This window comes from Streptomyces sp. NPDC033180, assembly GCF_055577645.1.
Map to the genome: position 1 here is coordinate 163,871 of NZ_JBVIPU010000003.1, position 19,285 is coordinate 183,155.

Sequence of the window (19,285 nt, forward strand, 5' to 3'; positions counted from 1 at the left end):
AAGCGCGCAGTTGACGTGATGCCGCCCATACGGCGGACGCGCGGACGGCTCGGGACGGTGTAGACATGCCGCTCACAAGCCACTTTCACGCCTCCCGAAAGGCACCCATTCGGTGCCGATGGGCATCGAACGGCACCCATCGGCATCCATGGGAGCTTGCGGACCTGCCGTATGCGGCGGGTAAGCCCAGTGCAATGATGTTCCGGCCATGACTGCCCCCCACCAGCGCGTAGCGCGCGCCGGAGTCGACCTCCGGCTGCTGAGAGCCGCGGTGTTCGCCGTGCTCTGCGTCGTGCTGTCCGCCGGGGGCCATGTGCTCGCTTCCTGCGCCACCGTCCCGCTGTGGACGCTCGGCGTCGGGTTCCTCGCCGTTTTCGCCGTCGCGGCGCCGCTCGCCGGGCGCGAGCGCTCGCTGCCGGGCATCACAGCCGCGCTCGCTGCCGGGCAGGTGGGCCTGCATGCGCTCTTCGGAGTCGGCCAGCACGGCGGCACATCGGTGGCGTCCGCCGCCCCCTCCCTGGTGGAGCGGGCCGCGCGCCTGGTGTGCGGGGCCGGCGCCGCCAACCTCAGCCCGGCCCAGGCCCACCGGATCCTGACCACGGCCGGCGTGGAGCCGGGCGGCGGGGCCACGAGCCACGCCGTGCACCACAGCGCCCCGGCCACGGCGGCGGACACGGCGATGGACTCGATGTCGCTGCTCCCGTCGCTCCCGATGCTCCTGGGGCACGTTCTCGCCGCCGTCGCCGCCGGATGGCTGCTGCGCCGCGGTGACATCGCGCTGCTCCGACTTGTGCGGCTCTCGGCGCACGGGGCGTATGGAGTCGCCGAGGGGGCGCTCGTCCGTTCTCTGCGCGGCGCGCTCGCTCTCGTACGCGCCCTCCGCGCCGGACTGCCCGGGGCGCCCGGCGTGCGCATGCGCGCACCCCGTACGGCGTTCTTCGGTCCGCCGAAGCCGTACACCACCGCGCTCCAGCACTCGGTGATCAGGCGCGGTCCGCCGGCCGCCGCCGCACTCGCACTCGCTGCCTGACGCGACGCACTCCTACCGCAGCACTACGGAGAGGTGCCTCACGGCCGGCGGCGTCCACGCGCGCGTGCCCGCTCGGTTCGTCGCCGCGCGCCCTCTCCCCTGATCACCGCTGCCGACCCTGTTCGGCACTGCTGATCACCACCGCTGAAAGTGGAGTGTTCCGCCATGTCTGTTCTGTCTGCGTCCGTTCGGTCTGCGCTGTCCACCGTGAAGGCCTCCCGCGTCTCCGTCGTCGGTGGCGTCGCCGCCTCCGCCGTCCTGCTGCTCTCCGTCCCCGCCTTCGCGCACGTCAGCGTCACGGCCGAGGGTGAGGCCGCCAAGGGCGGCTACGCCACGGTCAACTTCAAGGTGCCGAACGAGATGGACGACGCCGCGACCAACAAGCTCGAGGTGTCCTTCCCCGAGGACCACCCGCTCGCCTCGGTCATGACGCAGCCCGTCCCCGGCTGGACCGCCAAGGTCACCAAGACGAAGCTCGACAAGCCGCTCGAGATGCACGGCGAGAAGATCGACGAGGCCGTCTCCAAGGTCACCTGGACCGCTGACGGCAAGGGTGTCCAGCCGGGCTCCTTCCAGAAGTTCCCGCTCTCCGTCGGCGCACTGCCCGAGGACGCCGACGAGCTCGTCTTCAAGGCCGTCCAGACGTACGACAACAAGGAAGTCGTCCGCTGGATCGAGCCGCAGCAGAAGGGCCAGGAGGAGCCGGAGCACCCGGCGCCCGCCCTCGCGCTGACCGCCGCGTCCGAGGACGGCCATGGCGCCGCCGCCTCGCACGACGACGCCAAGGAAGACGCGAAGTCGGGCGACAAGAGCGAGTCCGCCGCCGCCTCCGACAGCAGCGACTCCACCGCCCGCGTCCTCGGCATCGTCGGCATCGTCGTCGGCGCCGCGGGCGTGGCGTTCGGCGTGCTCGCCGGACGTCGACGCGTCAACAGCTGAGCCACCCTTCGGGCCGCACCGGCGGGCGTTTCACCCGCCCCCGGTGCGCCCGGGCCCCCTCACATCTGGGACATTTTCGTATGCGCAAGAAGAAGCTGCTCGCCGCCGCCATGCTGGCCGCGGCCGCCCTCACGCTGTCCGCCTGCGGCGGCGGTGACGAGGGCAAGAAGCCCGTCGCGGACGTCTCCGTGGAGTCCAACGGCGACAAGGCCGCGACCATCCTCGACAAGCCTTTCGAGAAGCCGGACCTCGTCCTCACGGACACGCACGGCAAGAAGTACGACCTGCGCGCGCGGACCAAGGGCAAGCCGACGCTCATCTACTTCGGCTACACCAACTGCCCGGACGTCTGCCCCCTGACGATGAGCAACATCGCCGTCGCCAAGAAGCAGCTGCCCAAGGCCGAACAGGACAAGCTCCAGGTCGTCTTCGTCACCACCGACCCCGAGCGCGACACCCCCGAAGCCCTCGGCAAGTGGCTCAAGGCCCAGGACACCGACTTCATCGGTCTGACCGGTGACTTCGACACCATCCAGGGCAGCGCACGCACCCTCGGCATCAGCATCGAGCCCTCCAAGAAGGAGAAGGGCAAGGTCGTCTCGATGCACGGCACGCAGGTCATCGCGTTCTCGCCGAAGAACGACGAGGGGTACGTCCTGTACGGCGAGGACGCCACCGTGGACGACTACACCAAGGACCTCCCCAAGATCGTCAAGGGAGCGACCCCGTGAACCACCGCATTCTCGTAGCCGGCGCCCTGGCCCTGACCGCAGGGCTCACCCTCGCGGGCTGCTCGGAGGCGTCCGCGGACAAAGCCGGCAAGGCCGCCGACAAGCCCGAACTCAAGGTCGCGGGCGCCTTCATGCCCGAGCCGACCATGGACACCATGGCCTCCGGGTTCTTCACCGTCACGAACAAGGGCGGCGCCGACAAGCTCACCTCGGTGACCAGCTCCCTCGCCAGAAAGGTGACGTTGCACAGCACCAAGGGCAACGCCATGAAGGAGCAGAAGTCGTTCGACGTGCCCGCGAACGGCGAGCTCGACTTCGCACGGGGCGGCAACCACCTCATGTTCGAGGAGCTCAAGCACAAGCCGAAGCAGGGCGACAGGGTCGCGGTGACGCTGCACTTCGAGAAGTCGGACCCCGTCGACATTGAGGTTCCGGTGAAGGCCGCCACGTACAACCCCAAGCCCGGCAAGCACGCGTCGCACTGAGGGACTGATCGCTGATGCAGACCATCGCTCCCCGCTGTGGAGCTCGCTCCGGGGCCGCCGGCCGCTTCGGGATAACCCCCGGCGTCGGACGGCTCCTGCTCGTCGTCGCCGTCTTCCTCGGCGCTCTGCTGGCCACGGCGGCCCCCGCCTCCGCCCATGCCGCGCTGACGGGCAGCGACCCCAAGCAGGGGGCGGTGGTCGACCAGGCGCCCACCAGCGTGTCGCTGACCTTCTCCGAGAAGGTCGCCATGTCCGACGGCTCCGTACGGGTGCTCGATCCGGCCGGCAAGCGCGTCGACACCGGCAAGACCAGTGACCTCGGGTCGAACACGTACGGCGTGAAGCTCCACAAGGGGCTGCCCGACGGCACCTTCACCGTCGCCTACCAAGTCGTCTCCGCCGACAGCCACCCCATCTCCGGGGCCTACACCTTCTCCGTGGGAGCGCCGTCCGACACGAAGGTCGCGCTGCCGGACCAGGATGTGGGCGGCGGATTCGTCGGCGGGCTCTACGGCTTCGCGCGCTACCTCTCGTACGCCGGATTCATCCTCGTCGTCGGCGGGGCGGCCTTCGTGCTCGGCTGCTGGCCGCGTGGCGCCGGCGTACGCCCCGTGCAGCGCCTCGTGGTGTCCGGCTGGGTCACGCTCACCGCGTCCACCCTCGTGATGCTGCTGTTCCGCGCGCCCTACACCGGGTCCGGGAAGATCGCCGACGCCTTCGACATGGCCAAGCTCGGCGACGTGCTCCAGACGAAGACGGGAGCCGCGCTGGTCTCACGGCTGCTGCTGCTCGCCGCCGCCGCGCTCTTCATCGCGGTGCTCTTCGGTGCGTACGAAAAGCGAACCGACCCCAAGGAACGCAAGGACCTCACCTTCGGGCTCGCGATCGGCGGAGGCGTCGTCGCCGTCGGTCTCGGCGCGACCTGGGCCATGGCCGAGCACGCGTCGACCGGTATCCAGGCCGGGCTCGCGATGCCCGTGGACGTCGTGCACCTGCTCGCCGTAGCCGCCTGGCTCGGCGGGCTCGCGGCGCTCGTCGTCGCCCTCTACTTCGCGCCGTCGGTGGAGGCCGGGGCGGTGCGGCGCTTCTCGCGCGTGGCGTTCTGCAGCGTCGTCGCCCTGGCCGCGACCGGGCTCTACCAGACGTGGCGGCAGGTCGGCTCATGGTCGGCGCTCACCGGTACGTGGTACGGACAGCTGCTCCTCATCAAGGTCGGCCTGGTGGCCGTCCTCGTCGGCATCGCCTGGATCTCCCGGCGCTGGACGGCTCGGATCACGGGCCAGGCGGGTGACATGGCTCCGGAGGCCGCGGCGGCTGCCGTCGTCGAGAAGCGTGCGGAGAAGCACGCGGAGAAGCACGCGGCGGCCAAGCGTGTGGAGAAGAAGCCGGTGACGGTACCCGCCGGTGGCACGGGAGACGACTCCAAACGCTCTGCCCAAATCGCCCGCCAGCAGGCCGCCATGACCACCGCCCGCGAGAAGCGGATCCGCGACGCCGACCCGAACCGGTCCGGTCTGCGGCGCTCCGTGCTCGCCGAGGCGGGCGTCGCCGTCGTCCTGCTCGCCGTCACCACGGTCCTCACCTCCACCGAGCCCGGACGCACGGAGGAGGAAGCGGCGGCTTCGCAGACGGCAGCCGCCGCACAGCGGTCAGGACCGCTCACCCTCAAGATCCCCTTCGACACGGGTTCCGACGACGGCAAGGGCACCCTGCAGCTCGACCTGGACCCGGGCCGCACCGGCAGCAACGAGATGCACATCTTCGTGAAGCGTCCGAACGGCAGCGCGTTCGACATCCCCGAGGTGAAGGTCTCCTTCACCCTCAAGTCGAAGGACCTCGGCCCGCTGCCCGTCGCCCCCGACCACATCGCCACCGGACACTGGAGCTCGAACGGGGTCCAGATTCCGATGGCGGGCAAGTGGAAGATCGCGGTGACCGTGCGGACGTCCGACATCGACCAAGTGACCGTGAACAAGAACGTGCAGATCGGCTGAACGGAACCACCATGGCGGACAACGGGATTTCGAGGCGGCGGCTGCTGGGCACCGCAGGCGCCACCGGTCTCGCGCTCGGCGCGGCGGGTGGTGCGGCCGGATATGCCGCGGCGCCCTCGGACACTCCCGAGAAGGCGGCCTCGCTGGCTTCCCTTGGCGCGGACACGGTCATGTTTCACGGGAAACATCAGCCGGGCATCACCACGCCCGTCCAGTCCCGCGGCCATCTGGTCGCCTTCGACCTCGCGGCGGGCGCGAGCCGCAAGGGAGCGGCCGCCCTGCTGCGCCGCTGGTCGGCGACGGCAGAGCGGCTGATGGCGGGCGAGGCCCCGGCGGGCGAGGACACGGATGTCGCCAGGGACGCGGGCCCGTCGTCCCTGACCGTCACCTTCGGCTTCGGCCACAGCTTCTTCGGGCGCACCGGCCTGGAGAAGCAGCGCCCGTCGGCGCTCGACCCGCTGCCGGACTTCTCCTCCGACCACCTCGACAAGGCACGCAGCGACGGCGACCTGTGGGTGCAGATCGGCGCGAACGACCCGCTCGTCGCCTTCCACGCGCTGCGCGCGCTCCAGAAGGAGGCGGGCGACGCGGCACGGGTGCGCTGGCAGATGAACGGCTTCAACCGCTCGCCCGGCGCGACCGCGCAGCCCATGACGACCCGCAATCTGATGGGCCAGATCGACGGCTCGAACAACCCGAAGCCGTCGGAGGAGGACTTCGACCGACGGATCTACGTGCCCGCCACGGGGGACCCGTCGTGGATGGCAGGCGGTTCGTATGTCGTCGTACGCCGCATCCGGATGCTTCTCGACGACTGGGAGAAGCTCGGCGTCAAGGACCAGGAGGCGGTCATCGGCCGCCACAAGGCGGACGGCTCACCACTGACCGGCGGCACGGAGACCACCGAGCCGAAGCTGGAGAAGGCGGGCGCGGACGGCGAGTACGTCATCGCCCTCAACGCCCATGCCCGCATCACCCGGCCCGACCAGAACGGCGGCTCCGCGATGCTGCGCCGCCCGTTCTCGTACCACGACGGCTTCGACAAGGGCGGGGAGCCGGACGCCGGACTGCTCTTCGTGTGCTGGCAGGCGGACCCGCTGCGCGGCTTCGTGCCGGTGCAGCGCAAGCTCGACCGGGGGGACGCACTGTCGGAGTTCATCCGGCACGAGGCGAGCGGACTCTTCGCGGTACCGGGCGGGGCCGCGAAGGGCGAGTACGTGGGGCAGAGGCTGCTGGAGGGGTAGGCCTGGCCTCGGTCTCGTACGTAGGTGGGGGTGCGCCGCTCGTACGTGGGTGGGGCGGGCGCCGCTCGTACGTGGGTGGGGCGGGCGCCACTCGTACGCATGTGGGGCGGGCGCCGCTCGTACGCACGTGGGGCGGGCGCCGCTCGTACGCACGTGGGGCGGGCGCCCCTTGTACGCACGTGGGGCGGACGCCGCTTCGTGAGATGCGTGAGCCGGGTCGCGGACAGGCCATTAGGGTGACGGTATGTCGGCGATGCGCTACACCTATCTCGGCCCCGAGGGCACCTTCACCGAGGCCGCCCTCCGCACGCTCCCGGAAGCGGCCACCAGGGAGCTCGTCCCGATGGTGTCCGTGCCGGCCGCGCTGGACGCGGTCCGTAACGGCGACGCGGCGGCCGCGCTGGTGCCGATCGAGAACTCCGTCGAGGGCGGCGTCACGACCACCGTCGACGAGCTCGCCAAGGGCGAGCCCCTGATGATCTACCGCGAGGTCGTCCTGCCGATCGCCTTCGCGCTGCTCGTGCGGCCCGGCACGCAGCTCACGGACATCAAGACGGTGACCGGCCACCCGGTGGCCCAGCCCCAGGTCCGCAACTGGCTCGCAGCGAACCTGCCGGACGTCCTGTGGGAATCGGCGGCCTCGAACGCGGACGGTGCGCGCCTCGTCCAGGAGGGCCGGTTCGACGCGGCCTTCGCGGGCGAGTTCGCGGCGGCGACGTACGGCCTCGAGCCGCTGGTGAGCGAGATCCACGACGCGGCGACCGCCGAGACCCGCTTCGTGCTGGTCGGCCGCCCCGCCCGGCCCGCGGCGCCGACCGGCGCGGACAAGACCTCGGTGGTCATCTGGCTCGGCGACGACCACCCCGGCGCCCTGCTGGAACTGCTCCAGGAGTTCGCCGTGCGCGGGGTCAACCTGATGCGGATCGAATCGCGGCCCACCGGTCAGCGCATCGGCAACTACTGCTTCTCCGTGGACGCCGAGGGCCACATCACGGACCGCCGCGTGGGCGAGGCCCTGATGGGCCTGAAGCGGATCTCCCCTCAGGTGCGCTTTCTCGGGTCGTACCCGCGGGCGGGAGTGGCGCCCGCTGACGTCCGGCCGCCGCGGCCCGGGACGACCGATGGCGAGTTCCTGGCGGCGTCGGACTGGCTGACCCAGTGCCAGGACGGCCGGTTCTGATCCGGGCGCCTGGTCGGGCGAGCAGCAGGCCGCCGGGTCGGCCGAGCGGTCTTACCTGCTGATTTACGTTGTCCACAAAGTTATCCACAGGGGCCGTTCTCGACCTGGGGACAAGTCGACAACGAAGCGCGACATGGTCGACAAATCGGCCTACACCACACAAGTCCGTCCACAGTCGCGCACGTCACCCCTCGTCCACCCTTTTCCATTGATCAACTCTTTGGAGCGAACCATTTCCACTCGAAAGTGGGTGTGAGGGCGGTTTGGGACGGGAATCCTTCGTCACGCATGCGGCTTTCGGGACGATCCCTTCCGACATCCACAGATCTTTCGCACAGCCTGTGGATAACTTTTCGGCAGGGGGTATTCCTGTGGACAACCGGCTCCAAGTCCCGCTCCCCGCAAGGGGATCGAGTCAAGCGGAAGGGCACCCTCTGCCCCATTTCGGGGAATGGCGCCCTTTTCATTGACCCGGCAGCCGACAGTCCGGAGCGAGGAATTCCCATTCCGGCAAATCGGGCATAACGCTCCAGAGTGGAATATCGAGTCGTGAGCCGGAACCGCTCGACGGTAGCCTGGTGGGGTGATTGACCTTCGCCTGCTCCGTGAGGACCCCGACCGTGTTCGCGCCTCCCAGCGCGCCCGTGGAGAGGACGTCGCGCTCGTCGACGCCCTGCTCTCCGCCGACGAGCGGCGCAGGTCGTCCGGGCTCCGCTTCGACGAGCTCCGTTCCGAGCAGAAGGCGCTCGGCAAGCTCATCCCCAAGGCCTCGGGTGACGAGAAGGCCGAGCTCCTGAAGAAGGCCGGCGAGCTCTCCGCCGCGGTCAAGGCGGCCAACGCCGCGCAGGACGAGGCCGACGAGGAGACCAAGCGCCTCCTTGGCCAGCTGGGCAACCTCGTGCACCCTGACGTCCCGGTCGGCGGCGAGGAGGACTTCGTCGTCCTCGACACGATCGGCACGCCGCGTGACTTCGCGGCCGAGGGTTTCGAGCCCAAGGACCACCTGGAGCTCGGCGAGATGCTGGGCGCCATCGACGTCGAGCGCGGCGCGAAGGTCTCGGGATCGCGCTTCTACTACCTCACGGGTGTCGGCGCGCTGCTCGAACTGGCCCTGGTGAACGCGGCGATCGCGCAGGCGACGGAGGCCGGCTTCATCCCGATGCTGACGCCCGCTCTGGTGCGCCCGCGCGCCATGGAGGGCACGGGCTTCCTCGGCCAGGCCGCCGAGAACGTCTACCACCTGGAGAAGGACGACTACTACCTGGTCGGCACCTCCGAGGTCGCGCTCGCCGGTTACCACATGGACGAGATCATCGACGCCGACAAGCTGCCCCTGCGGTACGCGGGCTTCTCGCCCTGCTTCCGCCGCGAGGCAGGCACGTACGGCAAGGACACCCGCGGCATCTTCCGCGTGCACCAGTTCGACAAGGTCGAGATGTTCTCGTACGTCGACCCGGCGGACGCCGAGAACGAGCACAAACGGCTCCTGGAGTGGGAGAAGCAGTGGCTGACCGGCCTCGGCCTGCCCTTCCAGGTGATCGACGTGGCGACGGGTGACCTGGGCTCCTCGGCGTCGCGGAAGTTCGACTGCGAGGCGTGGATCCCGACGCAGGGCAAGTACCGCGAGCTGACCTCCGCTTCGAACTGCGACACCTTCCAGTCGCGCCGCCTGTCGATCCGGATGCGCGACGAGAGCGACGGCAAGAAGGTGACGCAGCCGCTCGCGACGCTGAACGGCACGCTCTGCGCCGTCCCGCGCACGATCGTCGCCCTCCTGGAGAACCACCAGCAGGCCGACGGCTCCGTGTGGGTGCCCGAGGTGCTGCGTCCGTACCTGGGGGGACGAGAGATCTTGGAGCCCATCAACAAGTGAGCCACCCTGCTCCCGCAACGCCGTCCTTCCCGTACAAGCTCGTCGCCACCGACCTCGACGGAACGCTGCTGCGCTCCGACGACACGGTCTCGGCGCGTACGCGCGACGCGCTCACCGCGGCCACCGCGGCGGGCGCCGCGCACATCATCGTCACCGGCCGTGCCGTGCCCTGGACCCGGCACATCCTCGACGATCTGGGCTATGACGGCCTTGCGGTGTGCGGGCAGGGCGCGCAGGTCTACCACGCGGGCGAGCACCGGCTGCTCACGTCGGTCACGCTCGACCGGCAGCTGGCCGGCATCGCCCTCGCCAAGATAGAGGCGGAGATCGGCCCGCTGGCGCTGGCCGCGAGCCGTGACGGCCTGGACGGCGAGGTCATCGTCGGCCCTGGGTACGTGGTGCAGGACGGCCCGCTGCCCGCCGTCCCGTTCACGGATGTCGCCGAGCTGTGGGCGGCTCCGCTGAACAAGGTGTACGTCCAGCACCCGGGCCTGAGCGACGACGCGCTGGCCGCGGTGGCGCGTGAGGTGGCCGGCGGCCTGGTCGGCGTGACGATGGCCGGCGAAGGCATCGTCGAGCTGCTCCCCCTCGGCCTCTCCAAGGCGACGGGGCTGTCCCTCGCGGCCCGCCGCCTGGGCGCGAAGGCCGCGGACACGATCGCCTTCGGCGACATGCCCAACGACATCCCGATGTTCGGCTGGGCGGCACACGGCGTGGCGATGGCCAACGCCCACGAGGAACTCAAGTCGGTGGCCGACGAGGTGACGACGTCGAACGAGGACGACGGCATCGCGGTGGTGTTGGAAAGGCTTCTCGGCTGACCGTTGTAGGCAGGCCTTCCGCAGGGCGGTTGGGGTCTCCCCTGGCCAACGCACTGATGCCGGGCACCGAAGGATTCGGCCCCGGCCCAGTGCAACGGGTGAGCGGCCCGCGCAGCGAAGTGCGCGCTCGAAGCGGCCGCCCCGGGCAACTCCCCCGCGGGCGGGGCTCTACGGAGTGAGTACCTACTCCGAAGCCTGCCGCGGGCTGCCCTGCTGGGAACTCGACGGACTACTGATGGACACGTCGGCTCCTCTCCCAGTAAGCGGGCGCCAGGGTCGTGGCGCGGTGACATAACTACTGTGCCCGCGCCCCGACTTGGCCGCCACTGAATTAATCACTCCTCGCCGGCCAGCGTCAGCGTCCGCAGCTTCTGCCCGGCATACCAGGTGGCGAGGACGGTGACGGCGACAAGAAGCACCGTGGCGACCGGCAGTCCGACGTCCGAGGTGACCAGGTCGCCGCCCGCGGTCTTCTGGGCGACGGCGAGCGACCACTGCTGGACGCTGAGCGTGCGCGCCCCGGAGACCAGCGAGCCGAAGAGGGCCTCCCACACGAGGGCGTAGACGAGTCCGAAGACCACCGCGTGCCGGGTGATGGTGCCGAGCAGCAGGAAGAGCGCGGCGTACGCGATGGAGGCGACCAGCGCGGCGATCGTGTACGCCACGGCGATCTGCTGGCCGTTGCCGTTCAGGATCATGCCCGCGATGAAGGTCGGGATCGCGGAGAAGGCCATGGTCACGGCGATGGCGACGGTGAGCTTGGTGATGATGATCGTGGGCCGCTTGACCGGCTTGGAGAGGAGATAGACGACGGAGCCGTCGTCGATCTCCGGGCCGATGGCTCCGGTGCCGGCGATGACGCCGATGATCGGCACCATCGTGGCGAGCGCGAAGCCGCCGAGGAGGTCGGAGGCGACCTGGTCGTCGGCGCCGCTGAATCCGCGGACCGCGGCGGAGATGACGATCAGCAGGACGGGTAGGGCGAAGAGGATCAGCGCCCGGCGACGGCCGAGCAGGGCCCGGTAGGTGAGCCGGGCGACAGTGGGGTCGTACACGATGGCTCCCTTCAGGCCGCGACGAGATAGGAGAAGACCGACTCGAGGGACTCGTCCGAGGGCGAGACCGTGAGAAGCCGAATGTCGTGATCGCGGGCGATGCGTGGCAACAGGGCGGTGAAGCGCCCGAAGTCGATGGCTTGGATGCGCAGGGCGCCTTCCTTGAGGTCGACTTCGATTCCTGCCGTCGACGGGTCTGCGATCAGGGCGGCGGCCAGGGCGCGGTCGTCGCTGGAACGCACGAGATAGCGGTGCGGGCGGTCGGTCATCAGGCGGCGGATCTTGCGGAAGTCGCCGCTCGCCGCGTGCCTTCCGGCCACGATCACCTCGATGTGCGAGGCCAGTTGCTCGACCTCTTCGAGGATATGCGAGGAGAACAGGACCGTGCGGCCCTCGTCTCCCATGCGCCGCAGCAGGTCCATCAGCTGCATGCGCTGGCGGGGGTCCATGCCGTTGAACGGCTCGTCGAGCAGGAGAACGGACGGTTCGTGGACGAGGGCGGACGCCATCTTCACGCGCTGGCGCATGCCCTTGCTGTACGTCGAGATCTTGCGGTCCTGCGCGTACTCCATCTCGACCGTGGCGAGGGCCTTGTGCGCCGCCCGCTTGTCCAGGCCGTGCAACTCGGCGTTGGCGACGACGAATTCGCGTCCGGTGAGGAAGTCGTACATCGCCTCGCGCTCGGGCACGATGCCGATGTCCTTGTAGATCTGTTCGTTGCGCCAGATCAGCTTGGCGTCCAGGGTGACGCTGCCGGTGGAGGGGGCGAGGAAGCCGCCCATCATGTTGATGAGGGTGGACTTCCCCGCGCCGTTCGGGCCGAGGAGGCCGGTGACGCCGGGCCCTACGTTCATCGTGATGTCGTTGACCGCCACCACGTTGCCGAACCAGCGTGAGGTGTGGTCGATGTTGATCGTGCTCACAGCCCGACCTTTCGGTAGCGGCGCATCAGGGCGCCGTAGCAGCCCGCGATGAGGGCGAGGACGACGATCACATAGACCACGCCCGTGCCGGACGAGGGACCTTCCCCTCCGGGGAAGGCGGAGGTCGCGCCGAGGAAGGCGGTCTGCACACCGTCGATGAGCGTGATCGGCGAGAAGAGGCCGAGCCAGGCGATGGCGTCGGTGCTGCCCTGTTCGTAGGCGATGGCCTGGACCGTGGACACCGCTCCGTAGCTGATGGTCAGCACGGCGATGACGGCCGCGATCCCGAAGCCGCGGCGGGGCGTGACCGCCGAGACGACAAGGGCGATGCCGGCGAAGAGGAGCGAGAGCAGCGCCACGGAGACGAGCCCCTGGGCGAAGCCCTTGGTCTGGTCCGCGAAGTCGAGCTTGGCGAGCAGCGCCCCTACGTAGAGGACCAGCAGCGGTGCGGCCGTGAGGACGAAGAGGGCCGAGGCCATCGCCGCGAACTTGGCGCGTACGTAGTCACTGCGCTCGATGGGGCGGGAGAAATAGAGAGGGACGGTCTTGAAGCGCAGGTCGCGCGAGACTGTCTGGGGGGCCTGGGCGGCGAGATAGAGACTGATGACGGCCTGCAGCACGATCGCGTAGCGGGTGTAGTCGAGGGGGAGGTCGTTCGCCTTGGTGGTCACGGCGACCGCCACCATGATCGCGGCGGGGACACACATCACCGCGAAGAGGATCATGGGCAGGACCTTGGACTTGGCCGAGCGGCCGAGTCCGTACGCCCCGCGCAGGCTCTGTGAGAAGAGTGAGCGGGTGGCGTAGGCGCGGCCCAGGCGCGGGCCGTCGTAGTTGCGATAGCCGATGTTGTGGATCTGGGTCTGTTCTCCGGCGTGTGCCGGGGGCTGCTCAACCGCCATGGCGGACCGCCTCCTTCCGCGCTTCCGTCAGCTTGTCTTTCTCGGACGGTTCGGTCTGTTCGGTCTGTTCGGTCTGGAAGACCTCGGCGATGTGGTGCCTGCGCTGTTCCATCCGGACCAGGCCGAGGCCGAGGTCCGCGACGAGATCGCGGACCAGGTCGTACGTCTCGTCGCCGACCGCTTCGAGCAGCACGGTGTGCCCCGCGCCGGGCAGCCCGCTTCCCTCGTGGGTGGCGACCCCACGGTCCTGCAGTGCCTCGCGGAACACCTTGGTGCCGTTGGGGTGTGCGTCGGTGTCCGTCACCTCGACGGCCAGCGTCGTGGTGGTCTGGGTGAAGTCGGTGGTGGAGCTGGACCGCAGGAGCTTGCCGCCGTCGATGATGACGACGTGGTCACAGGTGCGCTCCAGCTCGCCGAGCAGGTGCGAGGTGACCAGGACGGAGATGCCGAAGTCCGTGTGGACGCGGCGGATGAGGCCGAGCATCTCGTCACGACCCACGGGGTCGAGGCCGTTGGTCGGCTCGTCCAGGAAGACCAGGTCGGGGTCGTGGACGAGGGCCTGCGCGAGTTTCACGCGCTGCTTCATGCCTGTCGAGTAGCCCCCGATGGGGCGGTAGCGCTCCTCGTACAGGCCGACGTGCCGCAGGGTGTCCGCGGTGCGCTCCCGGGCCGCCGTGGGCGGCAGGCCCGACATGCGCGCCATGTGGACGACGAACTCGGTGGCCGAGACGTCGGGCGGCAGGCAGTCGTGCTCGGGCATATAGCCGACGCGCTCACGGATCTGGCCGCCACTGGTGGCGACGTCGAGGCCGAGCACGGCGGCGGTGCCCTCCGTGGCGGGGGACAGACCCAGCAGGATCTTGATCAGTGTGGACTTGCCGGCTCCGTTGGCTCCGACGAGTCCGGTTACACCGGGCCCGATATCCATGGAGAGCCGGTCAAGCGCGGTCACCCTCGGGAACCGCTTGCTCAGGCTTTCGGTCGCGATCACAGTCACGTTTCGAAGGTAGTGGCGCAGACCACACCGGGCGTCAGACCAGGGTGCTGTCCTCGCATCACTCTCGGGTATTACGGGCCCGTAAGGGTCGTCCTGAGGTCGACCCCTGGGGGATGCCCCGCAGGTTCCCCCGGAGTCGGGTCCGGCTCGTGCACAGCTATTGACGTAGCCGCTGAGCATTGTCACATTCATCAGTGTCAAGTTACGGACGCGTACTGCGATGGGCCGGACACGCGTCATGCGATGACGGACACGGACGGACGGTGGCATGACCTCAGCAGTGGCAGGTGAACTCTCCGCGGAACTGCGGGGGTTCAGGGAAGTGCAGACCCTCGCGTATGAATGCGCGGAGGCGGTCGCGGCGCAGCTCAAGCCGGGCGTGACCGAGCGCGAGGCGGCTCGGATGCAGCGTGAGTGGCTGCGCGAGCGGGGTGTGCGGGACTGGTTCCACCTGCCCTTCGCCTGGTTCGGGGACCGCACGGCGTTCGTGAACTTCCGGATACCGCTGCAGTTCTTCCCCACCAACCGCCGGCTCGAGCCGGGGATGCCCTTCATCCTCGATATGGCCCCGGTCTACAAGGGATACACGGCGGACATCGGTTACTCGGGCTGCCTCGGCCTCAATCCCGTGCACGACAAGCTGCTCGCCGACCTGGAGGCGCACCGCGAGCTGCTCCTGCGCGAGGTGCGTGAGCGCCGCCCGTTGCGCGAGATCTATGAGGACGTGGACCGGCTCATGGTCCGCCAGGGCTATGCCAACCGCCATCGTGCGTACCCCTTCGGCGTCATCGCGCACAAGGTCGACCGGGTCAAGGAGCGCCGGCTTTCGCCGAACGTCTTCGGCTTCGGCACGCAGTCCTTGAAGGGTCTTGCCAGCGACGCCATCCATGGCCACCGGGACGGCTGGTCGCCGCTCTGGTCACCGTACAAATTCTCCGACCACCCGCCTCGGAAGGGGCTCTGGGCGGTCGAACCGCACCTCGGTTTCAGGGGTACGGGCGCGAAGTTCGAGGAGATCCTGGTCGTCACCGACTCCAAGGACCCCGAGCAGAGCGCGTTCTGGCTGGACGACGATCTGCCGCATGTGCGGCGCTGGGCTGAGGAGAGGGCCGCCGCATGACCACGGGAGGAATCACCACGGGGATCAAGGACGCCCGCGAGCGCTGGGTGCGGACGGGCGGGGTGGAGCTGTGCGTCGCCGAGCTGGGCGACCCGACGCAGCCCACGGTGCTGCTCGTGCACGGCTATCCGGACTCCAAGGAGGTCTGGTCCCAGGTCGCCGAGCGGCTCGCCGACCGCTTCCATGTCGTGCTCTACGACGTGCGGGGCCACGGCAGGTCGACGGCTCCGCGGCCCCTGCGCGGCGGCTTCACGCTGGAGAAGCTGACCGATGACTTCGTGGCCGTCGCCGATGCGGTGAGCCCGGACAAGCCGGTGCATCTGGTCGGCCACGACTGGGGTTCGGTGCAGGCCTGGGAGTTCGTCACGGTCAAGCGCACCGAGGGACGCATCGCGTCCTTCACCTCCATGTCGGGCCCCTCGCTCGACCACTTCGGGCACTGGATCAAGAAGCGGATGACCCGGCCCACCCCCCGCAAGGTCGGCCAGCTCCTCGGCCAGGGCGCCAAGTCCTGGTACGTGTACATGCTGCACACGCCGGTGCTCCCCGAGCTCGCCTGGCGCGGTCCGCTCGGCAAGCGGTGGCCGAGGATTCTCGAGCGCATGGAGAAGGTGCCGGCAGGCGGCTATCCGACGTCGTCGCTGCCCTCGGACGCCGCGCACGGAGCATGGCTCTACCGCGACAACGTCCGCGCGCGTCTGCGCAGGCCCCGCGCCGACGCCTACGCTCACGCCCCCGTGCAGCTCATCACGCCGTCCGGTGACCTCTTCCTGTCCGAGCGGCTCTACGACGAACTGGAGCTCTGGGCTCCTGAGTTGGTGCGCCGCAGCATTCCGGCCAAGCACTGGGTGCCCCGCACCCGGCCGGACCAACTCGCCGCGTGGATCACGGACTTCGTCACCACGAACGAGGACGGCGTGCCTGCCAACGACAGTGTGGCCACGGGGAAGCACGCGGAACGCTTCGGCGGTCAGCTGGTCCTGGTCACGGGCGCGGGCAGCGGCATCGGCCGGGCCACCGCCTTCGCGTTCGCCGAGGCGGGCGCACGCGTCGTGGCCGTCGACCGGGACGCGGAGACCGCGGCGCGCACGGCGGAGATGTCCCGTCTGATCGGCGCCCCCGAGGCGTGGGGGGAGACGGTCGACGTCACCGACGAGCAGGCCATGGAGAAACTCGCCGAGAAGGTCTCCAGGGAGTACGGCGTTGTCGACGTCCTGGTGAACAACGCGGGCATCGGCCTCTCCGGATCGTTCCTCGACACGACCTCCGAGGACTGGAAGAAGGTCCTCGACGTCAATCTGTGGGGCGTGATCCACGGCTGCCGGCTCTTCGGCAAGCAGATGGCCGAGCGCGGCCAGGGCGGCCACATCGTCAACACCGCGTCCGCGGCGGCGTATCAGCCCTCCAAGGCCCTGCCCGCCTACAGCACCTCCAAGGCGGCGGTCCTGATGCTCAGCGAGTGCCTGCGCGCGGAGCTTGCGGGCCAGGGCATCGGGGTCTCCGCGATATGCCCGGGTCTCGTGAACACGAACATCACCGCGACCAGCCACTTCGCCGGAGTCGACGCCGAAGAGGAGAAGCGCCGCCAGAAGAAGGCCTCCCGCCTGTACGGCCTGCGGAACTACCCGCCGGAGAAGGTCGCCGACGCGATCCTGCGCGCGATCGTCAGGAACCAGGCGGTGGTCCCGGTCACCCCGGAGGCCCGAGGCGCCCACCTCATGTCCCGCTTCACTCCCAGGGCCCTGCGTGCGATAGCCCGATTGGAGCCGCCGCTGTGAGTACGGAGAAGAGCACCGACACGAACACCGAGGAGCACTACACGATCGTTCCGCGCCGGGTCTCGTTCGACTGGGAGCGGACCCCGCTGCACTGGATACCGGACGAGCCCACCGCCACCCACGTGATCAACGTGCTGCATCTGCTTCTCCCCGCGGGGGAGCGGTGGTTCGTGAAGGTCTTCAAGGAGGGCCTGCCCCTGGTCACCGATCCGGTGCTGCTGGGGGACGTCAAGGGGTTCATGGGCCAGGAGGCCACACACAGCGTGCAGCACGCGCACGTGCTCGATCACCTGGCCGCGCAGCGGCTCGACACCGCCGCGTTCACCAAGTACGTCGACTTCCTCTTCGAGAAACTCCTCGGCGAGAAGCCCCCGTTGGGCGCTCCGATACCGACGCAGGAGTGGCTGCGCTTCCGTCTCGCGGTCGTCGCGGCGATCGAGCAGTTCACGGCGGTTCTGGGGAACTGGGTGCTGCACGCCGAGGGGCTTGACCACGCGGACGCCGACGAGGTCATGCTCGACCTGCTGCGCTGGCACGGTGCGGAGGAGGTCGAGCACCGCTCGGTCGCCTTCGACATGTATCAGCACTGCGGCGGTGACGGCCTGCCACGCTATGCGCGCCGCATCGCGGGCATGACGGTCACGGCGCCCGTGATGCTGTACCTGTGGGTCTGGGGCACCGCCTATCTGATGCGCCGCGACCCCCAGCTCGCGGGCCTCCTTCGCTACTCACTGGTCGAGCACAACAAGGCCGTCCGGAAGGGCCTGCTGCCCCCATGGCGGGAGCTCGGTGCGGCCATACCCCGCTACCTGCGGCGGTCGTACCATCCCTCGCAGGAAGGCTCGCTGCGCAAGGCCGTCGGATATCTGGCGGAGTCACCCGCGGCCCGGGCCGCGGCCGCTGCGGTCGGCCGAGCGGCCATCGCCTAGCACGAGGGTTTACGGAGGCGGGGAGCGTGGACGAGCAGTCGGACACCGGACTGGGTCCGGTGGATCACCACGGCGCCGGACGGGGGCAGGCGGATCACCACGCCGCCGAGCACAGGCCGGCGGAGTACCGCATCGAGGATCTCGCGCATCACAGCGGCGCTACGGTCCGCACGATCCGCGCCTACCAGGACCGCGGTCTGCTGCCCCGGCCCGAGCGGCGCGGCCGGGCCAATGTGTACGGCGACGCGCATCTGGCCCGGTTGAGGCAGATAGCCGATCTGCTCGACAGGGGCTACACCCTGGCCTCGATCAAGGAGCTGCTCGAAGCCTGGGACGCGGGCCGGGGGCTCGGCGGCGTGCTGGGCCTCGCCGCCGAGGTCGGCGGCCCGTGGACGGACGAGAAGGCCGATCGGATGACCCGGGCGGAGCTGGACGCGGCGTTCGGTGGCGAGCCCGACGAGGCAGCGGTGGCCGATGCGATCGCGCTCGGTGTGCTCGAACCCATGCCCGGGCGGGACGACGAATTCCTGGTGCCGAGCCCTCAAGAGCTCTCTGTGGCGGTGGAGTTGCATGCGGCCGGAGTTCCGCTGTCTGCAATCGCCGGCCATCTGCGGGAGTTGAGGGGGCAGGTCGAGCACATAGCGTCCCGTTTCCTGGAGTTCACGACCGAGCATGTCTTTGCTCGCTATCTCGGCCAGCACCCGCCGAGCGAGGCCGATGCTGCGGAAGCGGCCACTCTCGTCCGGCGTCTGAGGCCGCTCGCCCAGCAGTCCGTCGACGCCGAACTGGCCCGGGCCATGCGGCTGTTCGCCACCCGGCACCTTCAGCAGCACCTCGCGTCGGGACAGCCGGCCCAACGTACGGACGAACCGCCTTCCGTGCCGCTTCCGGCGGCGACGATGCGGGCCGTGGAAGGGCTTGTTGGACGCGAACACGCCGCCGCCTTCGTCACCGCCGCCACCGAACGGGAGGTTCAAGCCCGGACATTGGACTCACTTGCGGCAAGTCACCCTAAGGAGGGGACTGTTGGCCAAAAAGCCTAAACCTTCCGCTTGTTGTCCACAGAATCGCCAATTCCCCTGTGGATAACTGGACTTGGCTGTGGATCAAACCTGTGGACGAAAAGTCGTGGATGAAAAGTCGGTGGACGGAAATCAAGTGCCGGAAGAACGCTTCGGCGCGAGGCTGAATGGATGAATAGAGAAGCCCCCTCCGACGACTCGGTGGCGGCTGCGGCGCCCTCGTCGCGCTGACTGAGCAGCGGGTTCCGGTGAAATTCCGACG

At 69.3% G+C, this 19,285-nt stretch carries 17 protein-coding genes; 13 read left to right on the plus strand and 4 right to left on the minus strand.

Annotated features, from left to right (window positions below):
• The first annotated feature begins 208 nt into the window (after nt 1–208).
• The 9 genes from ACZ5WE_RS11495 to ACZ5WE_RS11535 all read left to right on the plus strand — a co-directional run bounded on the left by ACZ5WE_RS11495 (nt 209) and on the right by ACZ5WE_RS11535 (nt 10,297).
• Nucleotides 209–1,030 (plus strand): hypothetical protein, encoded by an 822-nt coding sequence (locus ACZ5WE_RS11495; RefSeq protein ID WP_467685456.1) that lies wholly within the window; start codon nt 209–211, stop codon nt 1,028–1,030.
• 207 nt (nt 1,031–1,237) lie between these two features.
• Nucleotides 1,238–1,969 (plus strand): YcnI family copper-binding membrane protein, encoded by a 732-nt coding sequence (locus ACZ5WE_RS11500; RefSeq protein ID WP_467686226.1) that lies wholly within the window; start codon nt 1,238–1,240, stop codon nt 1,967–1,969.
• A gap of 80 nt (nt 1,970–2,049) precedes the next feature.
• Nucleotides 2,050–2,700: an SCO family protein gene (locus ACZ5WE_RS11505; protein WP_467685458.1), complete on the plus strand. Its 651-nt coding sequence runs from the start codon at nt 2,050–2,052 to the stop codon at nt 2,698–2,700.
• Nucleotides 2,697–3,185, plus strand: coding sequence for a copper chaperone PCu(A)C (locus tag ACZ5WE_RS11510; protein ID WP_467685460.1), 489 nt, complete (start codon nt 2,697–2,699; stop codon nt 3,183–3,185). Before ACZ5WE_RS11505 ends, ACZ5WE_RS11510 begins: the two co-directional genes overlap by 4 nt.
• Nucleotides 3,186–3,199: 14 nt before the next feature.
• A complete protein-coding gene (locus tag ACZ5WE_RS11515; protein ID WP_467685462.1) occupies nt 3,200–5,179 on the plus strand; it encodes a copper resistance CopC/CopD family protein in 1,980 nt (659 codons plus the stop codon).
• Nucleotides 5,180–5,190: 11 nt separating this feature from the next.
• Nucleotides 5,191–6,423, plus strand: a complete 1,233-nt coding sequence (gene efeB, locus ACZ5WE_RS11520) for an iron uptake transporter deferrochelatase/peroxidase subunit (protein ID WP_467685464.1) — start codon at nt 5,191–5,193, stop codon at nt 6,421–6,423.
• A 244-nt stretch (nt 6,424–6,667) separates the two neighbouring features.
• The gene (gene pheA, locus ACZ5WE_RS11525; RefSeq protein WP_467685466.1) at nt 6,668–7,603 is read left to right on the plus strand and encodes a prephenate dehydratase; all 936 of its coding nucleotides are present in this window, start codon (nt 6,668–6,670) and stop codon (nt 7,601–7,603) included.
• A gap of 583 nt (nt 7,604–8,186) precedes the next feature.
• A complete protein-coding gene (serS, locus tag ACZ5WE_RS11530; protein ID WP_344525121.1) occupies nt 8,187–9,476 on the plus strand; it encodes a serine--tRNA ligase in 1,290 nt (429 codons plus the stop codon).
• Nucleotides 9,473–10,297: an HAD family hydrolase gene (locus tag ACZ5WE_RS11535; protein WP_467685468.1), complete on the plus strand. Its 825-nt coding sequence runs from the start codon at nt 9,473–9,475 to the stop codon at nt 10,295–10,297. Before serS ends, ACZ5WE_RS11535 begins: the two co-directional genes overlap by 4 nt.
• A 335-nt stretch (nt 10,298–10,632) precedes the next feature.
• On the opposite strand, the gene ACZ5WE_RS11540 is transcribed toward ACZ5WE_RS11535, so the two are convergent.
• The 4 genes from ACZ5WE_RS11540 to ACZ5WE_RS11555 are packed head-to-tail and all read right to left on the minus strand — an operon-like array spanning nt 10,633 to nt 14,168.
• Entirely contained in the window at nt 10,633–11,352 is a 720-nt protein-coding gene (locus ACZ5WE_RS11540; protein ID WP_467685470.1) for an ABC transporter permease, read from the minus strand.
• Nucleotides 11,353–11,363: 11 nt separating this feature from the next.
• Nucleotides 11,364–12,275: an ABC transporter ATP-binding protein gene (locus tag ACZ5WE_RS11545; RefSeq protein ID WP_467685472.1), complete on the minus strand. Its 912-nt coding sequence runs from the start codon at nt 12,273–12,275 to the stop codon at nt 11,364–11,366.
• On the minus strand, nt 12,272–13,177 hold the full coding sequence (locus ACZ5WE_RS11550; protein ID WP_467685474.1) for an ABC transporter permease: 906 nt from the start codon (nt 13,175–13,177) through the stop codon (nt 12,272–12,274). Before ACZ5WE_RS11550 ends, ACZ5WE_RS11545 begins: the two co-directional genes overlap by 4 nt.
• Nucleotides 13,167–14,168: an ABC transporter ATP-binding protein gene (locus ACZ5WE_RS11555; RefSeq protein ID WP_467686228.1), complete on the minus strand. Its 1,002-nt coding sequence runs from the start codon at nt 14,166–14,168 to the stop codon at nt 13,167–13,169. Before ACZ5WE_RS11555 ends, ACZ5WE_RS11550 begins: the two co-directional genes overlap by 11 nt.
• A 274-nt stretch (nt 14,169–14,442) precedes the next feature.
• Here ACZ5WE_RS11555 and ACZ5WE_RS11560 point away from each other — a divergent pair, with 274 nt between their 5' ends.
• The 4 genes from ACZ5WE_RS11560 to ACZ5WE_RS11575 all read left to right on the plus strand — a co-directional run bounded on the left by ACZ5WE_RS11560 (nt 14,443) and on the right by ACZ5WE_RS11575 (nt 19,044).
• A complete protein-coding gene (locus ACZ5WE_RS11560; protein WP_453396686.1) occupies nt 14,443–15,294 on the plus strand; it encodes a M24 family metallopeptidase in 852 nt (283 codons plus the stop codon).
• Entirely contained in the window at nt 15,291–17,072 is a 1,782-nt protein-coding gene (locus ACZ5WE_RS11565; RefSeq protein ID WP_467685476.1) for an SDR family oxidoreductase, read from the plus strand. Before ACZ5WE_RS11560 ends, ACZ5WE_RS11565 begins: the two co-directional genes overlap by 4 nt.
• A complete protein-coding gene (locus tag ACZ5WE_RS11570) occupies nt 17,069–18,001 on the plus strand; it encodes a metal-dependent hydrolase (protein WP_467685478.1) in 933 nt (310 codons plus the stop codon). The genes ACZ5WE_RS11565 and ACZ5WE_RS11570 overlap by 4 nt, the downstream gene beginning before the upstream one ends.
• 131 nt (nt 18,002–18,132) lie before the next feature.
• Nucleotides 18,133–19,044 (plus strand): MerR family transcriptional regulator, encoded by a 912-nt coding sequence (locus tag ACZ5WE_RS11575; protein ID WP_467686229.1) that lies wholly within the window; start codon nt 18,133–18,135, stop codon nt 19,042–19,044.
• Nucleotides 19,045–19,285: the final 241 nt, after the last annotated feature.

Coding starts and splice junctions, on each gene's coding strand:
- ACZ5WE_RS11495 (WP_467685456.1), top strand. CDS start 209: ATGACTGCCCCCCACCAGCGCGTAGCGCGCGCCGGAGTCGACCTCCGG.
- ACZ5WE_RS11505 (WP_467685458.1), top strand. CDS start 2,050: ATGCGCAAGAAGAAGCTGCTCGCCGCCGCCATGCTGGCCGCGGCCGCC.
- ACZ5WE_RS11515 (WP_467685462.1), top strand. CDS start 3,200: ATGCAGACCATCGCTCCCCGCTGTGGAGCTCGCTCCGGGGCCGCCGGC.
- efeB (WP_467685464.1), top strand. CDS start 5,191: ATGGCGGACAACGGGATTTCGAGGCGGCGGCTGCTGGGCACCGCAGGC.
- pheA (WP_467685466.1), top strand. CDS start 6,668: ATGTCGGCGATGCGCTACACCTATCTCGGCCCCGAGGGCACCTTCACC.
- ACZ5WE_RS11550 (WP_467685474.1), bottom strand. CDS start 13,177: ATGGCGGTTGAGCAGCCCCCGGCACACGCCGGAGAACAGACCCAGATC.
- ACZ5WE_RS11560 (WP_453396686.1), top strand. CDS start 14,443: ATGACCTCAGCAGTGGCAGGTGAACTCTCCGCGGAACTGCGGGGGTTC.
- ACZ5WE_RS11565 (WP_467685476.1), top strand. CDS start 15,291: ATGACCACGGGAGGAATCACCACGGGGATCAAGGACGCCCGCGAGCGC.